The 22788-nt window shown below is 72.4% G+C and carries 21 protein-coding genes; 15 read left to right on the forward strand and 6 right to left on the reverse strand.

The annotated features are described in order from the left end of the window. The first annotated feature begins 71 nt into the window (after positions 1-71). Positions 72-1442, forward strand: coding sequence for an aminotransferase class V-fold PLP-dependent enzyme (locus tag PYR72_RS35345; RefSeq protein ID WP_275459072.1), 1371 nt, complete (start codon positions 72-74; stop codon positions 1440-1442). 31 nt (positions 1443-1473) lie between these two features. Here PYR72_RS35345 and PYR72_RS35350 read toward each other — a convergent pair whose 3' ends face one another. Next, the gene (locus PYR72_RS35350) at positions 1474-1755 is read right to left on the reverse strand and encodes an Lrp/AsnC ligand binding domain-containing protein (RefSeq protein ID WP_005478309.1); all 282 of its coding nucleotides are present in this window, start codon (positions 1753-1755) and stop codon (positions 1474-1476) included. Beyond that, positions 1752-2507 carry a rhomboid family intramembrane serine protease gene (locus PYR72_RS35355; protein ID WP_275459073.1) on the reverse strand — a complete coding sequence of 252 codons (756 nt, stop codon included), beginning with the start codon at positions 2505-2507 and terminating at the stop codon, positions 1752-1754. Before PYR72_RS35355 ends, PYR72_RS35350 begins: the two co-directional genes overlap by 4 nt. A 198-nt stretch (positions 2508-2705) precedes the next feature. On the opposite strand from PYR72_RS35355, the gene PYR72_RS35360 reads away from it, so the two are divergent. The 5 genes from PYR72_RS35360 (at position 2706) to PYR72_RS35380 (ending at position 8280) form a co-directional block, all read left to right on the forward strand. Further along, positions 2706-2945, forward strand: coding sequence for a hypothetical protein (locus PYR72_RS35360; RefSeq protein WP_275459074.1), 240 nt, complete (start codon positions 2706-2708; stop codon positions 2943-2945). Positions 2946-2978: 33 nt separating this feature from the next. Then, positions 2979-4322, forward strand: coding sequence for an NYN domain-containing protein (locus tag PYR72_RS35365; RefSeq protein WP_275459075.1), 1344 nt, complete (start codon positions 2979-2981; stop codon positions 4320-4322). Positions 4323-4592: 270 nt separating this feature from the next. Further along, the gene (locus tag PYR72_RS35370) at positions 4593-5630 is read left to right on the forward strand and encodes a C40 family peptidase (RefSeq protein ID WP_275459076.1); all 1038 of its coding nucleotides are present in this window, start codon (positions 4593-4595) and stop codon (positions 5628-5630) included. A gap of 311 nt (positions 5631-5941) precedes the next feature. Further along, positions 5942-6973, forward strand: coding sequence for an NlpC/P60 family protein (locus PYR72_RS35375; RefSeq protein WP_275459077.1), 1032 nt, complete (start codon positions 5942-5944; stop codon positions 6971-6973). 92 nt (positions 6974-7065) lie between these two features. Further along, positions 7066-8280: a hypothetical protein gene (locus tag PYR72_RS35380; protein WP_275459078.1), complete on the forward strand. Its 1215-nt coding sequence runs from the start codon at positions 7066-7068 to the stop codon at positions 8278-8280. Positions 8281-8413: 133 nt separating this feature from the next. Here the strand turns inward: PYR72_RS35380 and PYR72_RS35385 are convergent, their stop codons facing one another. Continuing rightward, positions 8414-9676, reverse strand: coding sequence for a glycosyltransferase family 87 protein (locus PYR72_RS35385; RefSeq protein ID WP_275459079.1), 1263 nt, complete (start codon positions 9674-9676; stop codon positions 8414-8416). Between the two features lie 146 nt (positions 9677-9822). On the opposite strand from PYR72_RS35385, the gene PYR72_RS35390 reads away from it, so the two are divergent. Both PYR72_RS35390 and PYR72_RS35395 read left to right on the forward strand, forming a co-directional pair. Then, on the forward strand, positions 9823-10965 hold the full coding sequence (locus PYR72_RS35390) for a glycosyltransferase family 4 protein (RefSeq protein WP_275459080.1): 1143 nt from the start codon (positions 9823-9825) through the stop codon (positions 10963-10965). Positions 10966-11159: 194 nt separating this feature from the next. After that, positions 11160-12746, forward strand: coding sequence for a GMC oxidoreductase (locus tag PYR72_RS35395; RefSeq protein ID WP_275460607.1), 1587 nt, complete (start codon positions 11160-11162; stop codon positions 12744-12746). 31 nt (positions 12747-12777) lie between these two features. Here the strand turns inward: PYR72_RS35395 and PYR72_RS35400 are convergent, their stop codons facing one another. Next, entirely contained in the window at positions 12778-14574 is a 1797-nt protein-coding gene (locus PYR72_RS35400) for an AMP-dependent synthetase/ligase (RefSeq protein ID WP_275459081.1), read from the reverse strand. 307 nt (positions 14575-14881) lie between these two features. Here PYR72_RS35400 and PYR72_RS35405 point away from each other — a divergent pair, with 307 nt between their 5' ends. The 6 genes from PYR72_RS35405 to PYR72_RS35430 all read left to right on the forward strand — a co-directional run bounded on the left by PYR72_RS35405 (position 14882) and on the right by PYR72_RS35430 (position 20044). Next, the gene (locus tag PYR72_RS35405) at positions 14882-15679 is read left to right on the forward strand and encodes a metallophosphoesterase (RefSeq protein WP_275459082.1); all 798 of its coding nucleotides are present in this window, start codon (positions 14882-14884) and stop codon (positions 15677-15679) included. Positions 15680-15762: 83 nt separating this feature from the next. Continuing rightward, complete coding sequence (locus PYR72_RS35410) at positions 15763-16203, forward strand: SRPBCC family protein (RefSeq protein WP_275459083.1); 441 nt, start codon at positions 15763-15765, stop codon at positions 16201-16203. 117 nt (positions 16204-16320) lie between these two features. Then, complete coding sequence (locus tag PYR72_RS35415; protein WP_275459084.1) at positions 16321-17508, forward strand: ArsA-related P-loop ATPase; 1188 nt, start codon at positions 16321-16323, stop codon at positions 17506-17508. A 57-nt stretch (positions 17509-17565) separates the two neighbouring features. Continuing rightward, entirely contained in the window at positions 17566-18087 is a 522-nt protein-coding gene (locus tag PYR72_RS35420) for a DUF5304 domain-containing protein (RefSeq protein WP_275459085.1), read from the forward strand. A gap of 94 nt (positions 18088-18181) precedes the next feature. Continuing rightward, positions 18182-19135: an ROK family glucokinase gene (locus tag PYR72_RS35425; RefSeq protein ID WP_059080715.1), complete on the forward strand. Its 954-nt coding sequence runs from the start codon at positions 18182-18184 to the stop codon at positions 19133-19135. Positions 19136-19288: 153 nt separating this feature from the next. After that, the gene (locus tag PYR72_RS35430) at positions 19289-20044 is read left to right on the forward strand and encodes an endonuclease/exonuclease/phosphatase family protein (RefSeq protein WP_275459086.1); all 756 of its coding nucleotides are present in this window, start codon (positions 19289-19291) and stop codon (positions 20042-20044) included. A gap of 108 nt (positions 20045-20152) precedes the next feature. On the opposite strand, the gene PYR72_RS35435 is transcribed toward PYR72_RS35430, so the two are convergent. Then, positions 20153-20869 carry a hypothetical protein gene (locus tag PYR72_RS35435; protein WP_275459087.1) on the reverse strand — a complete coding sequence of 239 codons (717 nt, stop codon included), beginning with the start codon at positions 20867-20869 and terminating at the stop codon, positions 20153-20155. Beyond that, a complete protein-coding gene (locus PYR72_RS35440; protein ID WP_275459088.1) occupies positions 20862-21731 on the reverse strand; it encodes an alpha/beta fold hydrolase in 870 nt (289 codons plus the stop codon). Before PYR72_RS35440 ends, PYR72_RS35435 begins: the two co-directional genes overlap by 8 nt. A gap of 198 nt (positions 21732-21929) precedes the next feature. Here PYR72_RS35440 and PYR72_RS35445 point away from each other — a divergent pair, with 198 nt between their 5' ends. Continuing rightward, on the forward strand, positions 21930-22754 hold the full coding sequence (locus tag PYR72_RS35445) for a lysophospholipid acyltransferase family protein (protein ID WP_275459089.1): 825 nt from the start codon (positions 21930-21932) through the stop codon (positions 22752-22754). The last annotated feature ends 34 nt before the right edge of the window (positions 22755-22788 follow it).

Below are 22788 nucleotides of genomic sequence, written 5' to 3' on the forward strand. Positions count from 1 at the left end.
CCGCCTCCGCGCACCCCTTTTCCTTTCTTCAGCGTGCCCTTCTTCGGCATGTCCTCTCACGGGAGTTCCCCATGTCTGTCTCCAGCGTCTCCACCCTTGCCGCCGACCAGTCGGTTTGCGCCTCCCTGCCCGTTCTGGGACGGGATGTCACCGTCCCGCTCGTCACCGGTGGCGAGGTCACCTACGCCGCGCTCGACTACGCCGCCAGCGCCCCCGCCCTGCAGCGCGTCTGGGACGACGTGGCCGCGTACGCGCCGTACTACGGGAGCGTGCACCGGGGCGCCGGGTACCTCTCCCAGCTGTCGACGGACCTCTTCGAGAACGCCCGGAAGACCGTCGCCGAGTTCCTCGACTGCCGTGACGACGACCAGCTGATCTTCACCCGGTCGACGACGGACTCCCTGAACCTCCTGGCCGAGGCCCTGCCCGCCGACTGCCAGGTCTTCGTCTTCGAGACCGAGCACCACGCCTCGCTGCTGCCCTGGCGGGACGCGCGGGTGACGTACCTGGACGCGCCCCGGACGCCGGAGCAGGCCGTCGCCACCCTGGAGACCGCCCTCGCCGCCCGCGACCCGTACGGGCCGGCCCTGGTGTGCGTCACCGGTGCTTCGAACGTCACCGGGGAGATCTGGCCGGTGCGGGAGCTGGCCGCGGCCGCCCACGCGCACGGCGCGCGGATCGTGCTCGACGCGGCCCAGCTCGCGCCCCACCACCCCGTCTCCGTGCAGGAGCTGGACGTGGACTGGGTCGCCTTCTCGGGGCACAAGCTGTACGCGCCGTTCGGGTCCGGTGTGCTCGCCGGGCGCGCCGACTGGCTGCGCGAGGCCGACCCGTACCTCGCGGGCGGCGGTGCCAGCCGCAAGGTGACCCGGCGGACGGACGGCGGCGTGGACGTCGAGTGGCACGACAGCGCCGCCCGTCACGAGGCCGGCTCGCCCAACGTCATCGGCGCCTACTCCATCGCCTCCGCCTGCAAGGCCCTCACCGAGGCCGGGTTCGACACCCTGGTCGCCCGGGAGCGGTACCTGATCGACACCGTCCGGGCAGGGCTCGCCGAGGTGCCCGAGGTGCGGATCCTCTCCCTGTTCGGGGACGAGGCCCCGCGCGTCGGCGTCCTCTCCTTCGTCGTCGAGGGCTGGAACAGCTCCCACTTCGCCGCCGCCCTCTCCGCCGAGTACGGCATCGGCGTACGCGACGGCCTCTTCTGCGCCCACCCCCTCGTCCGTACGCTCCTCGGCACCGATCCGCAGAGCCAGGGCGAGTGCGGTGCCCCCGAGGCGGCCCCCGGCGAACGCTCCCTCAACGCGATCCGGGTGAGCTTCGGAGCGGGCACCCCCGACGAGCACGTGGAGCGGTTCCTGGGGGCGGTCAAGGAGCTGGTGCGTGACGGCGCGAAGTGGAACTACCGCACGGAGGACGGCCGCTGCGTCCCGGCGGTCTGACCGCCGGAGCGTTCGGCCGCGCGAGAGGCCGCTAGCCGTCCAGCCCGATGGCGAAGGCGGCCTCCAGGTCGTGCTGGGAGTAGGCGCGGAAGGCGACGTGCGTGTCCGTGCCGAGGACGCCCGGGATCTTGCTGATCCGGCCGGGGATCACGTCCGCGAGGTCCTCGTGCTCCTTCACCCGGACCATGGCGACCAGGTCGTACGTACCGGTCACGGAGAACACCTCGGTCACGGAGTCGATCGCGGCGATCGACTCCGCGATCTCCGGAATCCGGTCCACGCTGGTCTTGATGAGGACGATCGCGGTGATCACGGCTGGTTCTCTCCCTCGGGGGCCGGAGCAGGGACGTTCTTCGACGCGTCCGCTGGCGGTGTCACTCTAGCCCTCCGGCCGTAACGCCCCCATGCGTAGACGAACCCCAGTCCGAACCCCACCAGGTGCGCCAGATAGGCGACGCCCGGCCCCGCGGTCTGCCGTCCCGCCGCCAGCCACTGCAGGCTCACCCAGAAGGGCAGGGTCACCCACGCCGGGAACCGCAGCGGGAGGAAGAAGAGGAACGGCAGGAGGCTCGTCACCCGCGCCCGGGGGAACAGGTACAGGAACGCGCCGAGGACCGCCGAGATCGCCCCCGAGGCGCCGACCAGCGACTGGGGCGACCCGGCGTGCGCCGCCGCGTACGCCACCAGCGCGAGGTAGCCGCAGCTCACGTAGAACAGGGCGAACGCGACCCGGCCCATGCGTTCCTCGGCCATCGCCCCGAAGACGAACAGGAAGAGCATGTTGCCCAGCAGGTGCAGCCAGCTGCCGTGGACGAAGAGGGCGGTGAGGGGGGTGAGCGCCGCCCGCGGGGCGCCGCCGAAGAGTTCCACGGGGACGACGCCCCAGCGGTGGAAGTACGCCCGCTGCGCCGCCAGCAGCTCGTCCCCGGTGCCGTACACGGGGTTGAGGCCCGCCGCCGGGCCGATCAGGAAGATCGCACAGCAGACGGCGATCAGCCCGTACGTGACGGGCGCCGACTCGTTCCGTACGGCCCGGGCGGCCGGGGTGACCCACTTGCCGATCATGCGCAGAGCATGACGTAACCGGACCCACCCGCACAGACCGCCTCGCCGCCCGCGAGGATCGGCCGCCCCGCCGGAACCGATCGGCGCCCCCACCGTGGGCGAACAGGCGTCCGGTGCCGGTCAGGCCGTAGGGTTACGAGCCACAAGCACCGGGACGCCGGCGCTTCACGGAGACTGGAAGAAGGAAGAGCAGCCACGATGACGGTTCCCCTGCCGACGGACACCACCCGCTGGCGCTGCACGCTCTGTGGCAACCTCACGAGGTTCGACGTGACGCGCTCGTCGAAGGTCGTCGAGTACGTGCACCTCGACCTCGCCGGAAAGCCCGACGTCGAGGAGCGCGAGGTGGTCAGTGAGACCATCGAGTCGGTGCGCTGCCGCTGGTGCAACGCCGTGGACCAGGTGGAACTCGTGGACAGGCCGGACGCCGACTCCTGAGGGAGCCGGTCCGCACAGACATTGGGGTGACGGATGGTGGAGACCGCAGGCGGGGAGCCGGCCGACGGCGCCGCCGAGGTGCTCGACCGTCCGCTGCCCGAGGGCGTGCGCAGACGGGTCGTGCAGATCGTCTCGGACGGGTTCGGCGGCCTGACGGTCGCCGAACTGCCCGCACAGCTCAGGCAGTACGCCCGGTTCACCCCGACCCGTCGGGTGAAGTTCGCCGGGAACGCGATGGCGGCCGCGGTGGAGAGCGACACGCTGTTCAGACAGCGGATCGGCGAGCGGTTCCGTGAGGCCCACCCGGAGCTGGCCGGCGCCCTCGACACGGGTGCGCCGCCCCCGGCGGCGGACCCGCTGGACGTGGCGGCCGCGGCCTACGTGCTGCGTCCCACCGGCTGGGTGAAGCTGGTCGCCGCCGCCGGTGAGGAGGCCCTGCGGGCCGACGCCGAGCGCGCCGACGAGGAGAGCCGGGCCGAGCTGGACCGGCTGCGCGAGCAGCTCGCCGAGGCCCGCGCCCACACCAAGTCCGAGACGGAGCGGCTGCGTACGGAGCTGGAGGCGGCGCGCAAGGAGACCGACTCCCTGCACCGCAAGCTCCGGGCCGCCCTCAGTGACGTCAAGCGGGGCGAGGCCGCCCTGCGCAAGCTGCACGCCGAGACGGAGACCGTGCGCGCCGAGGGCCATGCCCAGGTGTCCGCGGCCGAGAGCGAGAGCCGTCGGCTCAAGGCGAGACTCGGTGAGGCGGAAGCCGCCCTGGAGGCCGCCCGGCGGGCCGCCCGCGAGGGCCGCAGCGTCGAGGACATGCGCGTACGGCTGCTGCTCGACACGGTGCTGGACGCCGCCCAGGGGCTGCGGCGGGAGCTGGCGCTGCCGCCGGTCTCCGTACGGCCCGCCGAGACCGTCGACGCGGTCGAGCCCGGGCGGATGACCCCGAAGGACATCGCCGCCCGCGCCCTGTCGGAGAACGACCCGGCGATCCTGGACCAGTTGCTGGCGCTGCCGCAGGCGCACCTCGTCGTCGACGGCTACAACGTGACCAAGACCGGCTATCCGCAGATGCCGCTGGAGAAGCAGCGCCTCAGACTCCTCGGACAGCTCTCCCAGCTCGCCGCCCAGACCGGCGCCGAGGTCACCTGTGTCTTCGACGGGGCCGAGCTGGCCGCGCCGGTGCTGCTCGCGCCGCCGCGCGGGGTGCGGGTGCTGTTCTCCAAGCCGGGTGTCACCGCCGACGAGTTGATCCGTCAGCTGGTGCGGGCCGAGCCGCCCGGCCGGCCCGTCATCGTCGCCTCCACCGACCGCGAGGTGGCCGACGGGATCGCCAAGGCGGGCGCCCGCCCGGTGGCGTCCGCGGTGCTCCTCAAGCGGCTTTCCTGACCCTTCGGGATCGTTCGTTGCCGTCCGCCCGCAACGGCAACGAACAGGCGCTATGCCCGAATTGACGGAACTGTTGCGCAACGTAGCGTCAACCGAGCATTACTGGATGTGTGTTGAGTGTAAATTGTGCGCCGTGGGGTGGGATTTTTCCTGTGGGGGATTTGAAGTGATCACCGTTGGGTCACTAGGGTCTGGGCTCAAACCTCTGAACGGGTGATCGTCGCCGGAGTCCCCGCCGGCCGGTCGCTCCTATGAAGGAGTTCACCTACCGTGGCGTCCCACCGTCGACCGAAGCAGCCGAGCCGTGCGCGCGTGACCGTGCTCACCACCGCTGCCGCCGCTGCCGTGGCCATCTCCTCGCAGGCCGCCAACGCCGCGCCCTCGGAGAAGCCCAGCAAGGACGAGGTCAAGGCCAAGGTCCACAAGCTCTACGAGGACGCCGGGCGGGCCACGGACAAGCTCAACGGTGCCGAGGAGAAGCAGGAGAAGCTCGAGAAGGAGATCTCCGCGATCCAGGACAACGTCGCCAAGGGCCAGGAAGAACTCAACGAGCTGCGTGAGGGCATAGGTCTGGCGGCCAGTGCCCAGTACCGCTCGGGCGGCATCGACTCCTCGATCCAGCTCTTCCTCTCCGCCGACCCGGACGACTACCTCGACAAGGCCGCCACGCTCGACCAGCTGACCAGCCAGCAGGTCGACGCGCTCAAGAAGATCCAGGACAAGCAGCGCGCCCTCGCGCAGCAGCGCCAGGAGGCCACGGAGAAGCTGGAGGACCTCGCGGACACCCGCGAGACCCTGGCCAAGAAGAAGAAGGAAGTCCAGAACAAGCTGGCCGCGGCGAACAGGCTCCTCAACAGCCTGACGGCCGCGGAGAAGGCGTCCCTGGACGAGCAGGAGACCCGCGCGAGCCGCGACGCCGGGGACCGCGTCGACCTCGGCAAGGAGACGCCCGCCTCCAGCTGGGGCGCCGCCGCCCTCGCCGCCGCGGACACCCAGCTCGGCAAGCCCTACGTCTCCGGCGGCAGCGGCCCCAACTCCTACGACTGCTCCGGGCTGACCCAGTGGGCGTACGCCCAGGCCGGTGTCTCGATCAGCCGGACCACGTACACGCAGCAGAACGACGGTACGAAGATCGGCCGCGACCAGCTCATGCCGGGCGACCTGGTGTTCTTCAACAACCTCGGGCACGTCGGCCTCTACGCGGGCAACGGCACCGTCATCCACGCCCCGTACCCGGGCAAGGTCGTCCGCTACGAGTCGATGGACACCATCGGTTCCTTCCAGTTCGGTGTCCGCGTCGTCGGCTGACACCCCCGCGCCTGAGAGAACAGGGCCGCTCGTCACACAACGTGACGGTCGGCCCTGTTTTTCTTCAAGATCAGGACACAGTGCCGCCCGAACGGGCGAATTCCCGCACCACGCGCTGACCCCTTCCCCCGCCGGTGACCTGGGTCCCAGCCCGGACGTCACGCTGTGTGGTCGCGGAGGTCTTTGGCTGTGACACGGTGGCGCGGCTACTGTCGGCCGCGCCTCCCTCACCCGCCGTGAGCACACCCCCTGCGGGGCCGTGCACGGCCACGGGAGGGCCCTGTCCGTCGTCGAAGGGAGTGCGGCTTCCCGTGGTGTCCCACAGTCGCCTTGTACCGTCCGGGTTCGACCGGGGCGCGGCCGCCGCCCTCGGTGTGCTGTCCGCCGCTGCCGCCGCCCTCGGCGCCATCCCCGTCCAGCAGGCCGCTGCCGCGCCGCACGACACCACCCGGGCCGAGGTGGACCGGCTGTACGAGGAGGCCGAGCGGGCCACCGAGGCGTTCAACAAGGCCGACGAGCGCGCCGACGAGCTGCGCGAGCAGGTCGGCACCGCGCAGGACTCGATCGCCCGCCAGCAGGACCGCGTCAACACCATGCGGGAGTCGCTGGGTTCGCTCGCCGGCGCCCAGTACCGCTCCGGCGCGGTGGACCCCTCGATCGCGCTGCTGTTCTCCGACGACCCGGACGACTACCTCGACACCGCCGCCGCCCTGGACCGCATCAGCGTCCACCAGGCGGGCGAACTCCACGACCTCCGGCAGGCCATGCGCGAACTCTCCCAGGACCGTGCCGAGGCCCGCGGCAAGCTCACCGAGCTGGAGAAGAGCCGCAAGGCCGTCGCCGCGCACAAGCGGGCCGTCGAGGGGAAGCTCGCGGCGGCCCGCCGGCTGCTCGACTCCCTCCCGGACGAGGAGCGCGCCGCGTACGACCGCGCCTCCCGCTCCTCCGCCGACGGCCGGGCCGGCATGTCCGACCCCTCCGGCGCCGTGGCACCGAACGGCCGCGCGGCCGCCGCCGTCGCCGCCGCCCGCTCCGCGCTCGGCAAGCCGTACATCTGGGGCTCGACCGGCCCCCACGGCTTCGACTGCTCCGGCCTCATGGTCTGGTCGTACGGACAGGCCGGTGTCGGTCTGCCGCGCACCTCGCAGGCCCAGCGGTACGCCGGCACCCAGGTCCCGCTCTCCCAGGCCCAGCCCGGTGACATCGTGACCTACCGGCCCGACGCCAGCCATGTCGGCATGTACGTCGGCAACGGGCAGGTCATCCACGCCCCCTACCCGGGCGCCCCGGTCCGCTACGACCCCGTCGGCATGATGCCGATCGCCTCGGTCACCCGCCCCTGACCGCGGCCCGGTCGCCGGCCGTCCCGCCGGCCGGGGCCCCGTACGATCGGAACGTGGCTGGTCGAAGGCGCGCGACACGGGGAGGGGCCGGGATGCTCCCGGGCCCCGGACGTGCCCTTCCGGCGGTCGCGCTCGCCCTCGCCCTCCTGGTCGGCTGCGGGGGGACCGCGCCGCCCGACACCTCCCGCGCCGATGTACGGCGGATGCTCGACCGCCGGGCCACGGCGGTGCTGGAACGGGACGGGGCGGCCTACCGCGCCACCGAGGCGGCCACCCCCGCCCCGGGTCAACTGGCCACCGGAGAGGCCGAGTTCACCAACCTCCGCAGCCTCCCGCTGGCCTCCTGGTCCTACGACCTCACCGCCTTCCACCGGACCGGCGACCGGGCCACGGCCGAGGCCGCCCTCCGCTACCGGATACGCGGCTACGACCGGGCCCCCGTCACCGCCGCCCGGACGCTGAGCCTCGTCCGGGACGAGGACGGCAGATGGCGGGTCGCCGCCGACGAGCCCTCGCGGGAGGGCACCGAACAGCTGTGGGAGCAGGGGCGGATACGGGCCGTACGCGGGGCGCACAGCCTCGTGCTGGGGGTCGGGCGGCCGGCGGCGGACCTGCGGCCGTACGCGGCGCTGGCGGACCGGGCCGTGCCCGCCGTCACGAAGGCGTGGGGCCGGGACTGGGCGCGGCGGGTCGTGGTCGTCGTCCCCGGGTCGCTGCGGGAGATGGCCGGGCTGCTCGGGGCGCCCGCGTCCGGGTACCGGGGCATCGCGGCGGTCACCACCGGGGAGGCGGGAGGCGCGGCGAAGGCCCCGGCGGACCGGATCGTCGTCAACCCCGACGCGTACGCCCTGCTCGGCGACCTCGGCAAACAGGTCGTCCTCACCCACGAGACGACCCATGTCGCCACCCGCGCCCATACCGGCGCCTCCACCCCGCTCTGGCTCTCCGAGGGCTACGCGGACTGGGTCGGCTACCGCGGGACCGGCCGTACGGCGGCCGACGTGGCCCCCGAACTGCGGCGCGCCGTCGCGGAGGGCGACGCCCCGGCCGGCCTGCCCGCCGATGCCGACTTCGGCTTCTCCGGCGACTCCGGCCGGCTCGCCGAGGCGTACGAGGGGGGCTGGCTGGCCTGCCGCATGATCGCCGACCGTTGGGGCGAGGCCCGCCTCGACGCGTTCTACCGGGCGGTCGGCGCGCACCCGTCCCGGGAGGGGGCGGTGGAGGGGGCGCTGCGGGAGGTGCTGGGGACGACGGTCGGGGACTTCACGGGGTGGTGGCGGGAGTATGTGCGGGCCCAACTGGGTTGAGGGTGGGGTGTGTTGGGGTGTGCCGGGGTGCGTGGTCGGGTGCGGCCCGGTGGGGCTTCTCGCGCAGTTCCCCGCGCCCCTGAAAAGCATGGGCCGCGCCCGATGCTTTTCAGGCCCGCAGGGGCCTGGGTTTTTAGGGGCGCGGGGAACTGCGCGACAAGCCCCCACCGGACCCGCCCCCGACCACGCCCCCGGACACACTCCCCGGCACAGCCCCCCGCACCGTCTCCCGCCACAGCCGCACCGCCGCGAGCAGCCCCGCGAGCACGAGCAGCCCGTTGCGGACGAAGAGGAGCGTGACCCCCAGCCAGTCACTCGCGACCACACGGTCGAACCAGATCGGGAACTCCAGGACGGTCACGAAGCACGCCACCAGGACCAGCGCGGCGGGCACACCCATACGGCTCGCCCGGAAGCAGAGGCACACCGCGGCGAGGCCCACCAGCCACACCATGTACTGCGGGCTGATCACCCGGCTCGTGGCCGTGAACATCAGCACCGCCACGAACGCCGCGTCCGCGAGCGTGTGCGGCGCGAACCGCCGGGCCCGCACCCGCCACAGCAGCAGCCAGGCGAACGCCACCCCGCTCAGCAGCAGGGCCGCGTCGCTCACGGTGTCCACATGCGCGCCGAGGAACTCCACCGACCCGTAGTTGAGCAGCACCTCGCCGTCCCAGCCGAACTGCCGGGCCACGTGGAACACGAGGGCGCCCAGCGACTCCACCTCGGTGCCCCGGTCCCGCTGGAACGTCAGGAAGGCGAAGGCGCCGGGCATGGAGACGGCGAACAGGCCGGCCAGCAGGACACCGGTGCCCACCGCCCACGCCCAGGCCGTACGCCCGCGCACGCCTAGGAGCAGCAGCGCCGGCCAGACCTTCAGCAGGGCCGCGAAGGCCGTCAGCGCCCCCATCGCGCGCGGATGGCGGCTCCCGGCGAGGAGGGCCGCGACCGCGACCGCCGTCACCATCACGTCGTAGCGGGCGTACGCGGTCGGGCCGAGCAGCGGCAGGCCCACCGCCCACACCCCGGCGCCGCGCAGGGTCCTCCCCGGGCGGGTGCCCGCGTACAGGAGCAGCGCGAACACCGTCAGGTCGGCGAGGAGGGCGAGGACGAAGAACGCCGACGCGTAGTCCAGGAACGGCAGCAGCGCGGGGGAGAGGATCGCGAGGGCGGCGGCGGGAGGGTACTGCCAGGTGACGTCGCCCTGGGGGTACGTTCCCGTGCGCAGGGTCTCGTACCAGCCGCGGTAGATCACCGAGACGTCGCCGGTGACGTCCGGGCCCGGGAAGACGTACACCTTGAAGACGAACAGCAGCAGGAGCAGCCGGGTGGCGGCCCAGAGCGTGAGCAGTCCCGACGGGAGCCGTAGCGCGCCCGTCCCGTCCCTGTGAGCCACGTGAGTCCCTGTCCGTCCGCGCCGCGTTCCGCGTCTGTGGGGGACATGATCCCCCGCCCGCCTGTGAAGCGGCCGTGCGGCGTGGCCGGGCCGGTGCGAGGTGCCCGGGGGCGGGCGCCGGCGGCGGTTGGGTAGGGTCGGCGGCGATGCACAAGACCCTGATCGTCACCAACGACTTCCCGCCCCGGCCCGGCGGTATCCAGGCGTTCCTGCACAACATGGCGCTGCGGCTGGACCCCGAGCAGGTCGTCGTCTACGCGTCGACGTGGAAGCGGAGCCGCGAGGGCGTCCGGGCGACGGCCGACTTCGACGCCGAGCAGCCCTTCACCGTCGTCCGCGACCGGACGACCATGCTGCTGCCGACGCCCGCCGTCACCCGCCGCGCGGTCTCGCTGCTGCGGGAACACGGCTGTACGTCGGTGTGGTTCGGTGCCGCGGCCCCGCTCGGTCTGATGGCCCCCGCGCTGCGCCGGGCGGGCGCCCGGCGGCTGGTGGCCACCACGCACGGCCACGAGGCGGGCTGGGCGCAGCTGCCCGCCGCCCGGCAGCTGCTGCGGCGGATCGGGGAGGGCACGGACACGATCACCTACCTGGGCGAGTACACCCGTTCCCGGATCGCCACGGCGCTCACGCCGGACGCGGCCGGGCGCATGGTCCAGCTGCCGCCCGGGGTCGACGAGAAGACCTTCCATCCCGGTTCCGGCGGCGCGGAGGTCCGGGCCCGGCTCGGGCTCACCGACCGCCCGGTGGTCGTCTGCGTCTCCCGGCTGGTGCCGCGCAAGGGGCAGGACACGCTGATCCGGGCGATGCCCGGCATCCTGGCGAAGGAGCCGGAGACGGTCCTGCTGGTCGTCGGCGGCGGACCGTACGAGAAGGAGCTGCGCCGGCTCGCCGAGGAGACGGGGGTCGGCGGTTCCGTCCGCTTCACCGGTGCCGTCCCCTGGGCCGAGCTGCCCGCCCACTACGGCGCCGGTGACGTCTTCGCCATGCCGTGCCGCACCCGCCGGGGCGGGCTGGACGTGGAGGGCCTGGGGATCGTCTACCTGGAGGCGTCCGCGACCGGACTGCCCGTCGTCGCGGGCGACTCCGGCGGCGCCCCCGACGCCGTCCTGGACGGCGAGACCGGCTGGGTCGTGCGCGGCGGCTCCCCGGAGGAGGCCGCCGACCGCATCACCACCCTCCTCGGCGACCGGGAGCTGCGGGAACGCATGGGGCAGCGGGGGCGGGAGTGGGTCGAGGAGAAATGGCGCTGGGACCTGTTGGCAGAAACTTTGAAAACGCTGCTGTAGCCCCGTAAGGGGCGCGGGGAACTGCGCGACCAGCCACAAGACGACCGGAAGTCGCCTTCCGGGATCACCCTGTACCCCGATAGTGGGCGAGCGGTCCGGACCAGCCCCTAGCCGGAGCCCGAGAATCCGCACATGCTGCGCACATGACAGCAAAACTGATGCAGCGTCAGCTGACGAGACGTCACATACTCGGTATGGCCGCCCTCCAGACGGCGGCCGGCCTCGGCCTCACCCGCATCGGCCTCCAGTCCGCACAGGCCGCCGAACCCCCCGCCGTCGACAACGCCCCCGCCCTCGTCATCGGCTCCGGCTACGGCGCCGCCGTGGCCGCCCTCCGCCTCGGCCAGGCCGGCATCCGCACCCTCGTCCTGGAGATGGGCCGCGCCTGGACCACCCCCGGCGCCGACGGCAAGATCTTCTGCTCGACGAAGGAACCCGACGAGCGGTCCATGTGGTTCAAGACCCGGACCGAGGCCCCGCTCGCCACCTTCCTCTGGCTGGACGTCGTCAACCAGGACATCAGCCGCTACCCCGGCGTCCTGGACCGTGTGCGCCACGCCAACATGTCGGTCTTCCTGGGCCGCGGTGTCGGCGGCGGCTCCCTGGTCAACGGCAGCATGGCCGTCACCCCGCTCCGGTCGTACTTCGCCGAGCAGTTCCCGACCGTCGACACCGCCGAGATGTACTCCACCTACTTCCCGCGCGCCCGCTCGATGCTCGGCGTCAACACCGTCGACCCCGCGTGGTTCGAGTCCACGGAGTGGTACCGCTTCAGCCGGGTCTCCCGCGCCCACGCCGCGAAGGCGGGGCTCAGGACCACCTTCGTGCCGAGCGTCTACGACTTCGACCACATGCAGCGCGAGGCCGCCGGCACCGCGACGAAGTCGGCCCTCGCGGGAGAGGTCATCTACGGCAACAACCACGGCAAGAAGAGCCTCGACAAGACGTACCTCGCCGCCGCCCTCGGCACCGGCAACGTCACGATCCACACCATGGAACGGGCCAGGGGCATCCGCCGCCTGGGCGACGGGACGTACGTCGTCACCGCCGACCGGATCGACGGCACCGGCGCGGTCGTCGAGACCAAGGAGTACGGCTGCACCTACCTGTTCCTCGGCGCCGGCAGCGTCGGCACCACCGAACTCCTCGTCCGCGCCCGGGCGAAGGGCACCCTGCCCGCGCTGAACGCCAGTGTCGGCGCCGGCTGGGGGCCCAACGGCAACGTCATGCTCGGCCGGGCCAACCACCTGTGGGACACGGTCGGGGCGAACCAGTCGACCATGCCGGTCATGGGCATCGACGACTGGGCCAACACCGCCAACCCCGTCTTCGCCGAGATCGCCCCGCTGCCCACCGGCCTCGAACACTGGGTGAGCCTCTACCTGGCGATCACCAAGAACACCGAGCGCGCCTCCTTCACCTACGACGCCGCGACCGACTCGGCGAAGCTCGGCTGGAGCGCCGCCCAGAGCGCGGTCTCCTCGTCCATGGCCAAGAAGCTCTTCGACCGGATCAACTCCGCCAACTCCACGATCTACCGGTACGACCTGTTCGGCTCGTCCAACAAGGTGTTCGCCGACGACTTCACCTACCACCCGCTGGGCGGCTGCGTGCTGGGCAGGGCGACCGACGACTACGGGAGGGTGAAGGGGTACACGAACCTGTACGTCACCGACGGCTCGCTGGTGCCCGGTTCGATCGGGGTGAACCCGTTCGTCACGATCACCGCGCTCGCCGAACGCACGATGGCGCGGGTCCTCGTGGAGGACACCGCGCCATGAGCGTGCCGGTCCGTACGACCGGCACTGGTGGTTACTTCTGGTAGATCGCCTCGATCTCGTCCGCGTAGTCCTTCGCCACCACGTTGCGCTTGAGCTTCAGGGACGGCGTCAGATGACCTGTCTCCTCCGTGAACTGGGAAGGCAGGATGCGGAACTTCCGCACCGATTCCGCCTTCGACACCGCGGCGTTGCCGTCGTCGATCGCGGCCTGCACGGCCGCGTTCAGATCGGCGTCCGCGCTCAGTGACGCCGCGGTGGAGCCCGCGGGCTTGCCGTGCTCGGCGGCCCAGCGGCCCAGGAACTCCTCGTCGATGGTGACCAGCGCGCCGACGAACGGCCGTCCGTCGCCCACCACCATGCACTCCGCGACCAGGGCGTGCGCCCGGATCCGGTCCTCGATCACGGCCGGGGCGACGTTCTTGCCGCCCGCGGTGACGATGATCTCCTTCTTGCGGCCGGTGATGCTGAGGTAGCCGTCCTCGTCGAGGGTGCCGATGTCCCCGGTGTGGAACCAGCCGTCGGCCAGCGCCTCCTCGGTCGCGCCCGGGTTGTTCCAGTACTCCTTGAACAGGTGCTCGCCGTGCAGCAGCACCTCCCCGTCGTCCGCGATCCGGATGACGGAACCCGGCAGCGGCTGCCCGACCGTACCGATCTTCTGCCGGTCCCAGGGGTTGAACGCGGTCGCCGCGCAGGACTCGGTGAGGCCGTAGCCCTCCAGGACCGTGAACCCGATGCCGCGGAAGAAGTGGCCGAGGCGCTCGCCCAGCGGGGCGCCGCCCGAGATCGCGAACTCGCCCTTGCCGCCCAGCACCGCGCGCAGCTTGCTGTAGACGAGCCGGTCGAACACCTTGTGCTTGAGCTTCAGGCCGAGGGCCGGGCCCGAAGGGGCGTCCAGCGCCCTGCTGTACGCGATCGCCGTGTCCGCGGCCTTGTCGAAGATCTTGCCCTTGCCGTCGGCCTGCGCCTTGGCCCGCGCCGAGTTGTAGACCTTCTCGAAGACCCGCGGCACGCCGAGGATCAGCGTCGGCCGGAAGGAGGCCAGCTCGTCGGTGAGGTTCTTGATGTCGGGCACGGTGCCCAGCTTGATCGGCGCCATCATCGGCGCGATCTGCACGAGCCGTCCGAAGACATGGGCCAGCGGGAGGAAGAGCAGCACCGAGCACTCGCCCGTGCGGAACAGGGGCCGCAGCCGCTCCACCACGTTCCCGCACTCGGCGAAGAAGCTGCGGTGGGTGAGCACACAGCCCTTCGGGCGGCCCGTGGTGCCGGAGGTGTAGACGATGGTCGCCGGGTCGTCGGCCTTGGCCAGTGAGCTGCGCTCGTCGACGGCCGCGTCGGTGACGTCCTGGCCGAGGCGGCCCAGTTCCTCCACCCCGCCGCCCTCGATCTGCCACACGTGCTTCAGCGCGGGCAGCCGGTCGCGCACCGACTCGACCCCGGCCGAGTGCCCGTCCAGCTCCACGATCATGGCGGTGGCGCCCGAGTCGGAGAGGATCCACTGCACCTGCTCCGGCGAGCTGGTCTCGTACACCGGCACGGTCACCGCGCCGGCCGTCCAGATCGCGAAGTCCAGCAGGGTCCACTCGTACCGGGTGCGGGACATCAGGGCGACCCGGTCGCCCGGCTGCACCCCGGAGGCGATGAGCCCCTTGGCGGCCGCCCGCACCTCGGCCAGGAACCGGACGGCGTCGACGTCCTGCCAGACGCCGTCCACCTTGCGGGCGATGACGGCGACATCGGGGTGCTGCGCGGCGTTTCTACGGACGATGTCCGTCAGATTGCCGTCCGTCGGGACCTCGTACAAAGCCGGAAGGCTGAACTCGCGCAAGACTGCTGCTCCTCATAGGGCGCCGGCGCCACGACTCTGTGTGCTGCGACGGTGCGGTCCAAGGACGGGGGAGCGCTCAGGTCCGCCTTATTCTTGTTCCTACTGGTTGAAAACCTGAGCACAACTGGACTGCCCGGACGTTACCCGTCGGTATGGCCTCTCCGCGAGGGGGGCCGGGCGAGATGTTCTTCGCGTCACACACGGGGGGTTCCCGAGCAGAATAATCCCCCAACTTACTGACTGGCCAGTAACCGCACGTCCGACCGGCTCTGTTCACGTATGCCGCACACGCCTACGCTTGATCGTCATGGCACGCACACCGGGCGGTAACGGCAGGACACGCATCCACGTGGTCAGCGACGTGCACGGCAACGCACGCGACCTGGCCAGGGCGGGTGAGGGCGCCGACGCCCTGGTGTGCCTGGGCGACCTCGTCCTCTTCCTCGACTACGCCGACCACTCCCGGGGCATCTTCCCCGACCTCTTCGGCGCCGAGAACGCCACCCGGCTCGTCGAACTGCGCACCGCACGCCGCTTCGAGGAGGCGCGCGAACTCGGGGCCCGGCTGTGGGCGGGCGTCGAGGAGGAGCGTTCCGCGGTGATCGAGAAGGCCGTCCGCAAGCAGTACGCCGAGATGTTCGCGGCCTTCCCCACTCCGACGTACGCCACCTACGGCAATGTCGACATGCCCACGCTCTGGCCCGAGTACGCCGGCCCGGGAACGACCGTGCTGGACGGCGAACGCGTGGAGATCGGCGGACGGGTCTTCGGCTTCGTCGGCGGCGGCCTGCGCACCCCCATGCGCACGCCGTACGAGATCGGCGACGAGGAGTACGCGGCCAAGATCGAGGCGTTGGGGGAGGTGGACGTGCTGTGCACGCACATCCCGCCGGAGGTCCCCGAACTGGTCTACGACACGGTGGCGCGCCGCTTCGAGCGGGGCAGCCGGGCGCTGCTGGACGCCATCCGCAGGACCCGGCCCCGGTACGCCCTGTTCGGGCACGTCCACCAGCCCCTGGCACGGCGGATGCGGATCGGCGCGACCGAGTGTGTGAACGTGGGGCACTTCGCGGGGACCGGGAAGCCGTGGGCGCTGGAATGGTGAGCCCTGACAGGCGGTAGCCTTCACGCTGCACATACGTGCGCACCCACCTCCCTCACCGGACAGTCTCTGGAGGAGCCACGGCGATGGCGGAATTCACCAGTTCGAGCATCACGATCGAGGCTGCGGCGGCCGACGTCATGGGAGTGATCGCCGACTTCGCCCGCTACCCCGACTGGACGGGCGAGGTGAAGGAGGCGGAGGTGCTGCAGGCCGACGGCCAGGGCCGCGCCGAGCAGGTCCGGCTCGTCATGGACGCGGGCGCCATCAAGGACGACCAGACGCTGGCCTACACCTGGACCGGGGAGAACGAGGTCTCCTGGACGCTGGTCAAGTCCCAGATGCTGCGCTCGCTCGACGGCTCCTACATCCTCAAGCCGGTCGGCGACTCGGTGACCGAGGTGACGTACCAGCTCACCGTCGACGTCAAGATCCCGATGCTCGGGATGATCAAGCGCAAGGCGGAGAAGGTCATCATCGACCGGGCGCTGGCGGGTCTGAAGAAGCGCGTCGAGTCCGGGAAGTAGACCGCCCGGCCGCCGCCCCGGCCGCGGACACCCGTCCGGCCGGGGCGGCCGGGCCCGGCCCTCCCGCGGTGCCGGTGTGTCGGTGACCCCCCTTCCGCTGGGTTACCGTTCACCCTCATGCGCACCATCCTGATCACCGGGCCAGGCGGCAGCGGCCGTACGACGGTCGCGGCGGCCACGGCCGCCGAGGCGGCCCGCGAGGGCGCGCGGACGCTCGTGCTGAGCGCGGACCGGGCCGACGGCCTCGGGGCGGTGCTCGGGGTGGCGACCGGACCGGAGCCCGTGCGGGCGGCGCCGAACCTCACCGCCTGGCGGCCCGACGCCGCGGCCGGGTTCCGCGAGGACCTCGTCGCCTTCCAGGACCGTGCCGCGTCCGTCCTGGGCATGCTCGGCGCCGCCCGGCTGGACGCCGAGGAACTCACCCCCCTTCCCGGTGCCGAGGAACTGGCCCTGCTGCGCGCACTGCGCGACGCCGCGCTCTCGGAGGCGTACGACCTGCTCGTCGTCGACCTGCCGCCCGCCCCGCAGGCCCTCGCGCTGCTGGCCCTCCCGGAGGAGCTGCGGCGGTATCTGCGGCGGCTGCTCCCGCCCGAGCGGCAGGCGGCCCGCGCGCTGCGGCCCGTCCTCGGGCGCCTCGCCGGAGTGCCGATGCCCTCCGAGTGGCTGTACGAGACGGCCGCCCGCTGGGACGTGGAGCTGGCCGCCGTCGCGGCGGTCGTCGAGGACCCGTCGACGACCGTACGGCTGGTCGCCGAGCCGGGCCCGGCCGGCGCCGACCACGTCCGCCTCGCGGGCGTCGGACTCGCCCTGCGGGCCCTGCCCGTGGACGCGCTGATCGCCAACCGCGTGCTGCCCGAGGGCACGCACGAGACCTGGCTCGCCGGCCTCGTGGCCCAGCAGCGCAAGGCGCTGGAGGAATGGGAGGAGCGGCCCGCCGCGGGCGGCGCCCGTTCCGTACGGCGCGTCGCCCACCTCGGCCACGACCCCCGAGGCGGTGACGATCTCGCCGCCCTCGGTGTCCCCGGCACGGGTGACGTGCCGGCCCGGGTCGAGTGGGCCGTCACCGACAACCTCGCCGGCGAGGGCGTGCTGGTGTGGCACATCCCGCTGCCCGGGGCGATACGGGACGAGCTGGATCTCGTCCGGCGCGGCGACGAGTTGGTCCTCACGGCGGGACCGTTCCGTCGTATCGTTCCGCTCCCGTCGGCACTGCGCCGCTGCACGGTCGACGGCGCGGCCCTGCGCGAGGGAGAACTGAGGATCCGCTTCGCGCCCGACCCGCAGTTGTGGCCCCGGACACGGTGAACCGCATACGCCCGTTCGGGTAACGTCGACAGTACGAACCGTAGGCAGGAGCCCGCCATGAGCGAAGAGCGCCCCACGTCCGACGCCGGTCGTCAGGACGCGGCCGAGGAGGCGCGGTCGGCCCGGCAGGACCGCACGACCGACCGGGTGCGTGCGACCGACTCCGACGCCTGGGCCACCGCCTGCGAGGAGGACCTCGCCGCGGAGAAGGCCCGCCGCCGGGCCGCGTACGGTCCGCAGCCGGGCTCGGCCGCCGAGGAACTGCGCAGGCTGGTCGACACCGTCGCGGACAAACTGTCCGGGCTGCAGTCGCCGTTGCTCGGCGCGGTCGCCGGCGGAGCGGCCCAGCAGATGGTCAGCCAGGTCGTCCGGCAGGCCAAGGCCGCCGTCGAACCGGTCATCGAACGCAACCCCGACGTCTTCGACCATCTCGCCTCCGCGGGCAGCGAACTGCTCGCCGCGTACCGCTCGGCCGTCGAGGCCCAGGAGCGCCGCTGGACGAGCCGGGACGCCTCCCACCGGGAGGACCGCGGCCAGGGCGACGATCCGGGCCCCGGAGAGCGGATCGACCTGGACTGACGCCGGGCCGTCCGCCCGGCGGACGCCGGGACTGCGGGGGCAGGGCCTCGGGTACGGTTGGCCGTAGCGGGGCTCGACCGAAACTGAGGGATTCATGGGACTCACCATCGGCGTCGACATCGGCGGTACCAAGATCGCGGCTGGTGTGGTCGACGAGGAAGGCAACATCCTCTCGACCCACAAGGTGCCGACCCCGGGCACGCCCGAGGGGATCGTGGACGCCATCGCCGCCGCCGTCGAGGGCGCGCGAGCCGGACACGAGATCGTCGGTGTCGGCATCGGCGCGGCCGGTTACGTCAACCGGCAGCGGTCGATGGTCTACTTCGCCCCCAACATCGACTGGCGCAACGAGCCGCTCAAGGAGAAGGTCGAGGCCCGGGTGGGCCTGCCGGTCGTCGTGGAGAACGACGCCAACGCCGCCGCGTGGGGCGAGTACAAGTTCGGCGGCGGCAAGGGCCACCGCAACGTCATCTGCATCACCCTCGGCACCGGCCTCGGCGGCGGCATCATCATCGGCAACAAGCTGCGCCGCGGCCACTACGGCGTCGCCGCCGAGTTCGGCCACATCCGGATGGTCCCCGACGGGCTGATGTGCGGCTGCGGCTCCCAGGGCTGCTGGGAGCAGTACGCGTCCGGGCGGGCCCTGGTCAGGTACGCCCAGCAGCGCGCCAACGCCACCCCCGAGAACGCGGAACTCCTCCTCGGCCTCGGTGACGGCACCCCCGACGGCATCGAGGGCAAGCACATCTCCATGGCCGCCCGCCAGGGCGACCCCGTGGCCGTCGACTCCTACCGCGAACTCGCCCGCTGGGCCGGCGCCGGTCTCGCCGACCTCGCCTCCCTCTTCGACCCGTCGGCGTTCATCGTGGGCGGCGGCCTCTCGGACGAGGGCGAGCTGGTCCTGGACCCGATCCGCAAGTCCTACAAGCGCTGGCTCGTGGGCGGCAACTGGCGTCCGGTGGCCGAGGTCGTCGCCGCCCGGCTCGGCAACGACGCGGGCCTGGTGGGCGCGGCGGACCTGGCGAGAGAACCCGACCCGATCATGTAGACACCGTCAGCGGTGACCCCGCGCCCTTCAGGGGCGCGGGGCTGTGTCGATGTGCGGCTCCGCCGCGTGGGCGCGGGATGGCGCGACGCACCTGTCGCACCTGTAGCCGCAAACGGACAAATGCCCCGCGCTCCTGGGCGTATCTTGATCCATATGGCGACCACCCCGCTGCCCAACTCCCGCACCGAACCCGACGGTTCGGCGATCATCCGCGTCCTCAGCTACAACATCCGTTCGATGCGCGACGACACGGACGCCCTCGCCCGAGTGATCACCGCCTGCGCCCCCGACCTGGTCCTGATCCAGGAAGCCCCCCGGTTCTTCCGCTGGCGCAAGAAGCTCGCACGGCTCGCCGCCGCGTCCGGCCTGGTCACCCTCTCCGGCGGCGCCACCGCGTCCGGCCCCGCGCTGCTGTGCGGCCTGCGCGCCACGGTCGAACGCACCGAGGACGTGCTGCTGCCCCTCACCCCCGGCCTGCACCGGCGCGGCTTCGCCACGGCGGTGGTCCGCTTCGGCCGCGCCCGCCTCGGCGTCCTGTCCTGCCACCTCTCCCTGCAGAAGGACGAGCGGTACGAGCAGGGCGGCCTCCTCCTGGACCGGCTGGCCGGTCTGGGTGTGACCCACGCGGTCGCGGGCGGCGACCTCAACGAGCGCCCGGACGGCCGCACCTTCCGCCGCCTCGCCGGTGAACTCCAGGACTGCTGGACCACCACGCCCTGGGGCGGCGAGTACAGCTCCACGCCCACCGACCCCCACCAGCGCATCGACGCGATCCTGGCCACCTCCGGCATCGAAGTCCTCGGCTGCGGCGTCCCCCTGGACCACCCCGGTATCGGCGAGGACGACCTGCGGGCGGCCACGGACCACCTGCCGGTCCTGGCCGCCCTCAGGGTCCCCGCCGAGTCCTGACACCGGGCGGGCACCGCCGGGGCGACCCGCCCCCGGCCTCTCCGCGGCAACGGGGAGGGCCCGCCCGGAACACTCCCGGACGGGCCCTCGCAGGACGATGCCATGGGGTCAGACGACCGCTCCCCGGCCCGGGTCGTCCTCGTCCTCGTCGCCCCCGTTCATCCGCATGACCAGGGTGGCGAAACCGCCGAGGAAACCGCCGATGCCCAGGGTGGTGAGCCACCAGGTCATGTCCCAGCCGAGCAGCACGGCGAGCAGCAGCAGCACCGGGCCGCCGATCACCCCCAGCCAGGCGAACTTGGCGGTGGTGTCGGCCTCCGGCAGCGGGGGCGGCTCGGGCGGCACGAAGTGACCCTCCCCGTCCTCGTCGTCGGCGTCCGGGTCGTCCTGGTCCGGGTCCTCGCCGACCGGGTCGGGCACGCTGTAGTCACGCGGACCCGCGCCGACGCCGGGTGCGAACGCGACCGAGCTGCCCAGCGGCCGGGGAGCCGCGGGACCGCCGGCGCCCGGGGACGGGTCCTCGGCGTCCTCCGGCTCGGCCTCCAGCAGCGCGAGATCCTCCACCGACCGGAACGGCTTGGCGCCCGGCGGGTCCGGCGGCTCGGTGCCGAACCCGGCCACGATGGCCCGCCACGCGGCGTCCTCGTCGAACGGCACGTGCTGCTCCTCGCCCGTATGCCGCTCCTCACCGGCGGACCCGCCCGGCGACTCGCCGGACGAGGCGCCCGCGGAGCCGCCCGAGGAGCCGCCCGGGGTGTCACCGGGCGAGGCGCCGAGCGGCGCTCCCTTCTCCTCCGGCTCACGCTCGGAGTCGTGCTCAGCCACCAGTGGCCGTCCCTTCCCTCTGCTCCCAAGGCCCCGGGCCGGTCCGCTCCGCGGAACCCGGGTCGGACTGCTGTACGGATTCCGCGTCGGACTCCTTCACCCGCGCCGCCCCGGACTCCGGGACGAGCCGCGTGACGAACGCGAGGCTCTCCTCGAAGATCCGGCCCGCGTCGTGGTCCAACGTCGCGACGTGGTGGCTCTGTTCCAGCAGGATCTCCGTGACGTCCGTGGACGACACCCGGCCGAGGACGCGCTCGGAGTCGACGGGCGGCACCACATGGTCCCGCGGGCTGTGCAGCAGCAGCAACGGCTGGGTCACCTGGGGCAGTTCGCCGTCGACGAGACGGAGGAAGTTGCGCAGCGAGTGCGCCGCGTGCAGCGGCACATGGCTGTACCCCACCTCCTCGACGCCCTCCTTCGCGATGTCGCTGGTGATCCCCTTGGTGGTGGGGACGAAGTGCCGGAGCAGCGGGAGGGCGTGCGCGGCCGGGCCGTGCACCTTGTTCGCCGGGTTGACGACCACCACGCCGTCGACCGCGTCCCCGTGCTTGGCGGCCAGGCGCAGCGCCAGCGCGCCGCCCATGGAGAGCCCCGCGACGAAGACGTGCGCACAGCGCTCGCGCAGGGCCCGCAGCTCGCGGTCCACCTCCGCGTACCAGTCCTGCCAGCCGGTCGGACGCAGGTCCTCCCAGCGGGTGCCGTGCCCCGGCAGCAGGGGCAGCGCGACGGTCAGCCCCTGCGCGGCGAGATACTCGGCCCACGGGCGCATCGACTGCGGCGACCCGGTGAATCCGTGGCAGAGGAGGACACCGACCTCCCCGCCCTCGTGGTGGTACGGCTCGGCTCCAGGAAGGACCGGCACGGTTCGGTCTCCTGTTCGTGAGAAGGGTGTGAATACAGTCCGGATGTGGTTCACCGTACGCGACCGCTCCGACACCGACCAGGGGCTTCGCGCGGCGGGGGCCGACACCGGCCAGGGGTGCGGGACTCTTCCGGCGGGCGTCCGGGTTAAGGTCTGATCCACGGAACGAAGAGAGGCACTCGGGTGTTGTACGGCGCGATGAAGGTCGCTATCGGGGGACCGCTCAAGGTCACTTTCCGGCCCTGGGTGGAGGGCCTGGAGAACATTCCGCCCGAGGGCGCGGCGATCCTCGCGAGCAACCACCTGTCCTTCTCGGACTCGTTCTTCCTCCCCGCGGTCCTCGACCGCAAGGTCACGTTCATCGCGAAGGCGGAGTACTTCACCACCCCCGGGGTCAAGGGCAAGCTCACGGCCGCCTTCTTCAAGGGTGTCGGCCAGCTCCCGGTGGACCGCTCCGGGGCCCGGGGCGCGGGTGAGGCCGCCATCAACAGCGGCATAAAGGTCATCGAGAGCGGCGAGCTGTTCGGCATCTACCCCGAGGGCACCCGTTCGCCCGACGGCCGCCTCTACCGGGGCAAGCCCGGCGGTCTGGCGCGCGTGGCCCTCGCCACCGGCGCGCCCGTCATCCCCGTCGCCATGATCGACACGGAGAAGATCCAGCCCCCCGGCAAGGTCCTGCCGAAGGTGATGCGCCCCGGGATCCGGATCGGCAGGCCCCTCGACTTCAGCCGCTACCAGGGCATGGAGCACGACCGCTTCGTCCTGCGGGCGCTGACCGACGAGGTCATGTACGAGATCATGAAGCTCTCGGGCCAGGAGTACGTCGACATCTACGCGACCGCCGCCAAGCGCCAGATCGCGGAGGCGGCGAAGGCCGGCAAGGAGGCCGACAAGGCCGCCAAAGCCGCCCTCGCCAAGGCCGGGAAGGAACAGCCCGGCCGGGGCCGCCCTGCCGGGGAGCAGGCAGAACAGGCGGAACAGGCGGAGAACACCCGGGCGGACCGGGACCGGCCGGCTTCGTAACGGCCGCTTTCCCGGGTACGGTCGCGTTCCCGGA

Source organism: Streptomyces sp. VNUA24, assembly GCF_029167005.1.
GTDB classification, from domain to species: Bacteria; Actinomycetota; Actinomycetes; order Streptomycetales; family Streptomycetaceae; genus Streptomyces; species Streptomyces scabiei.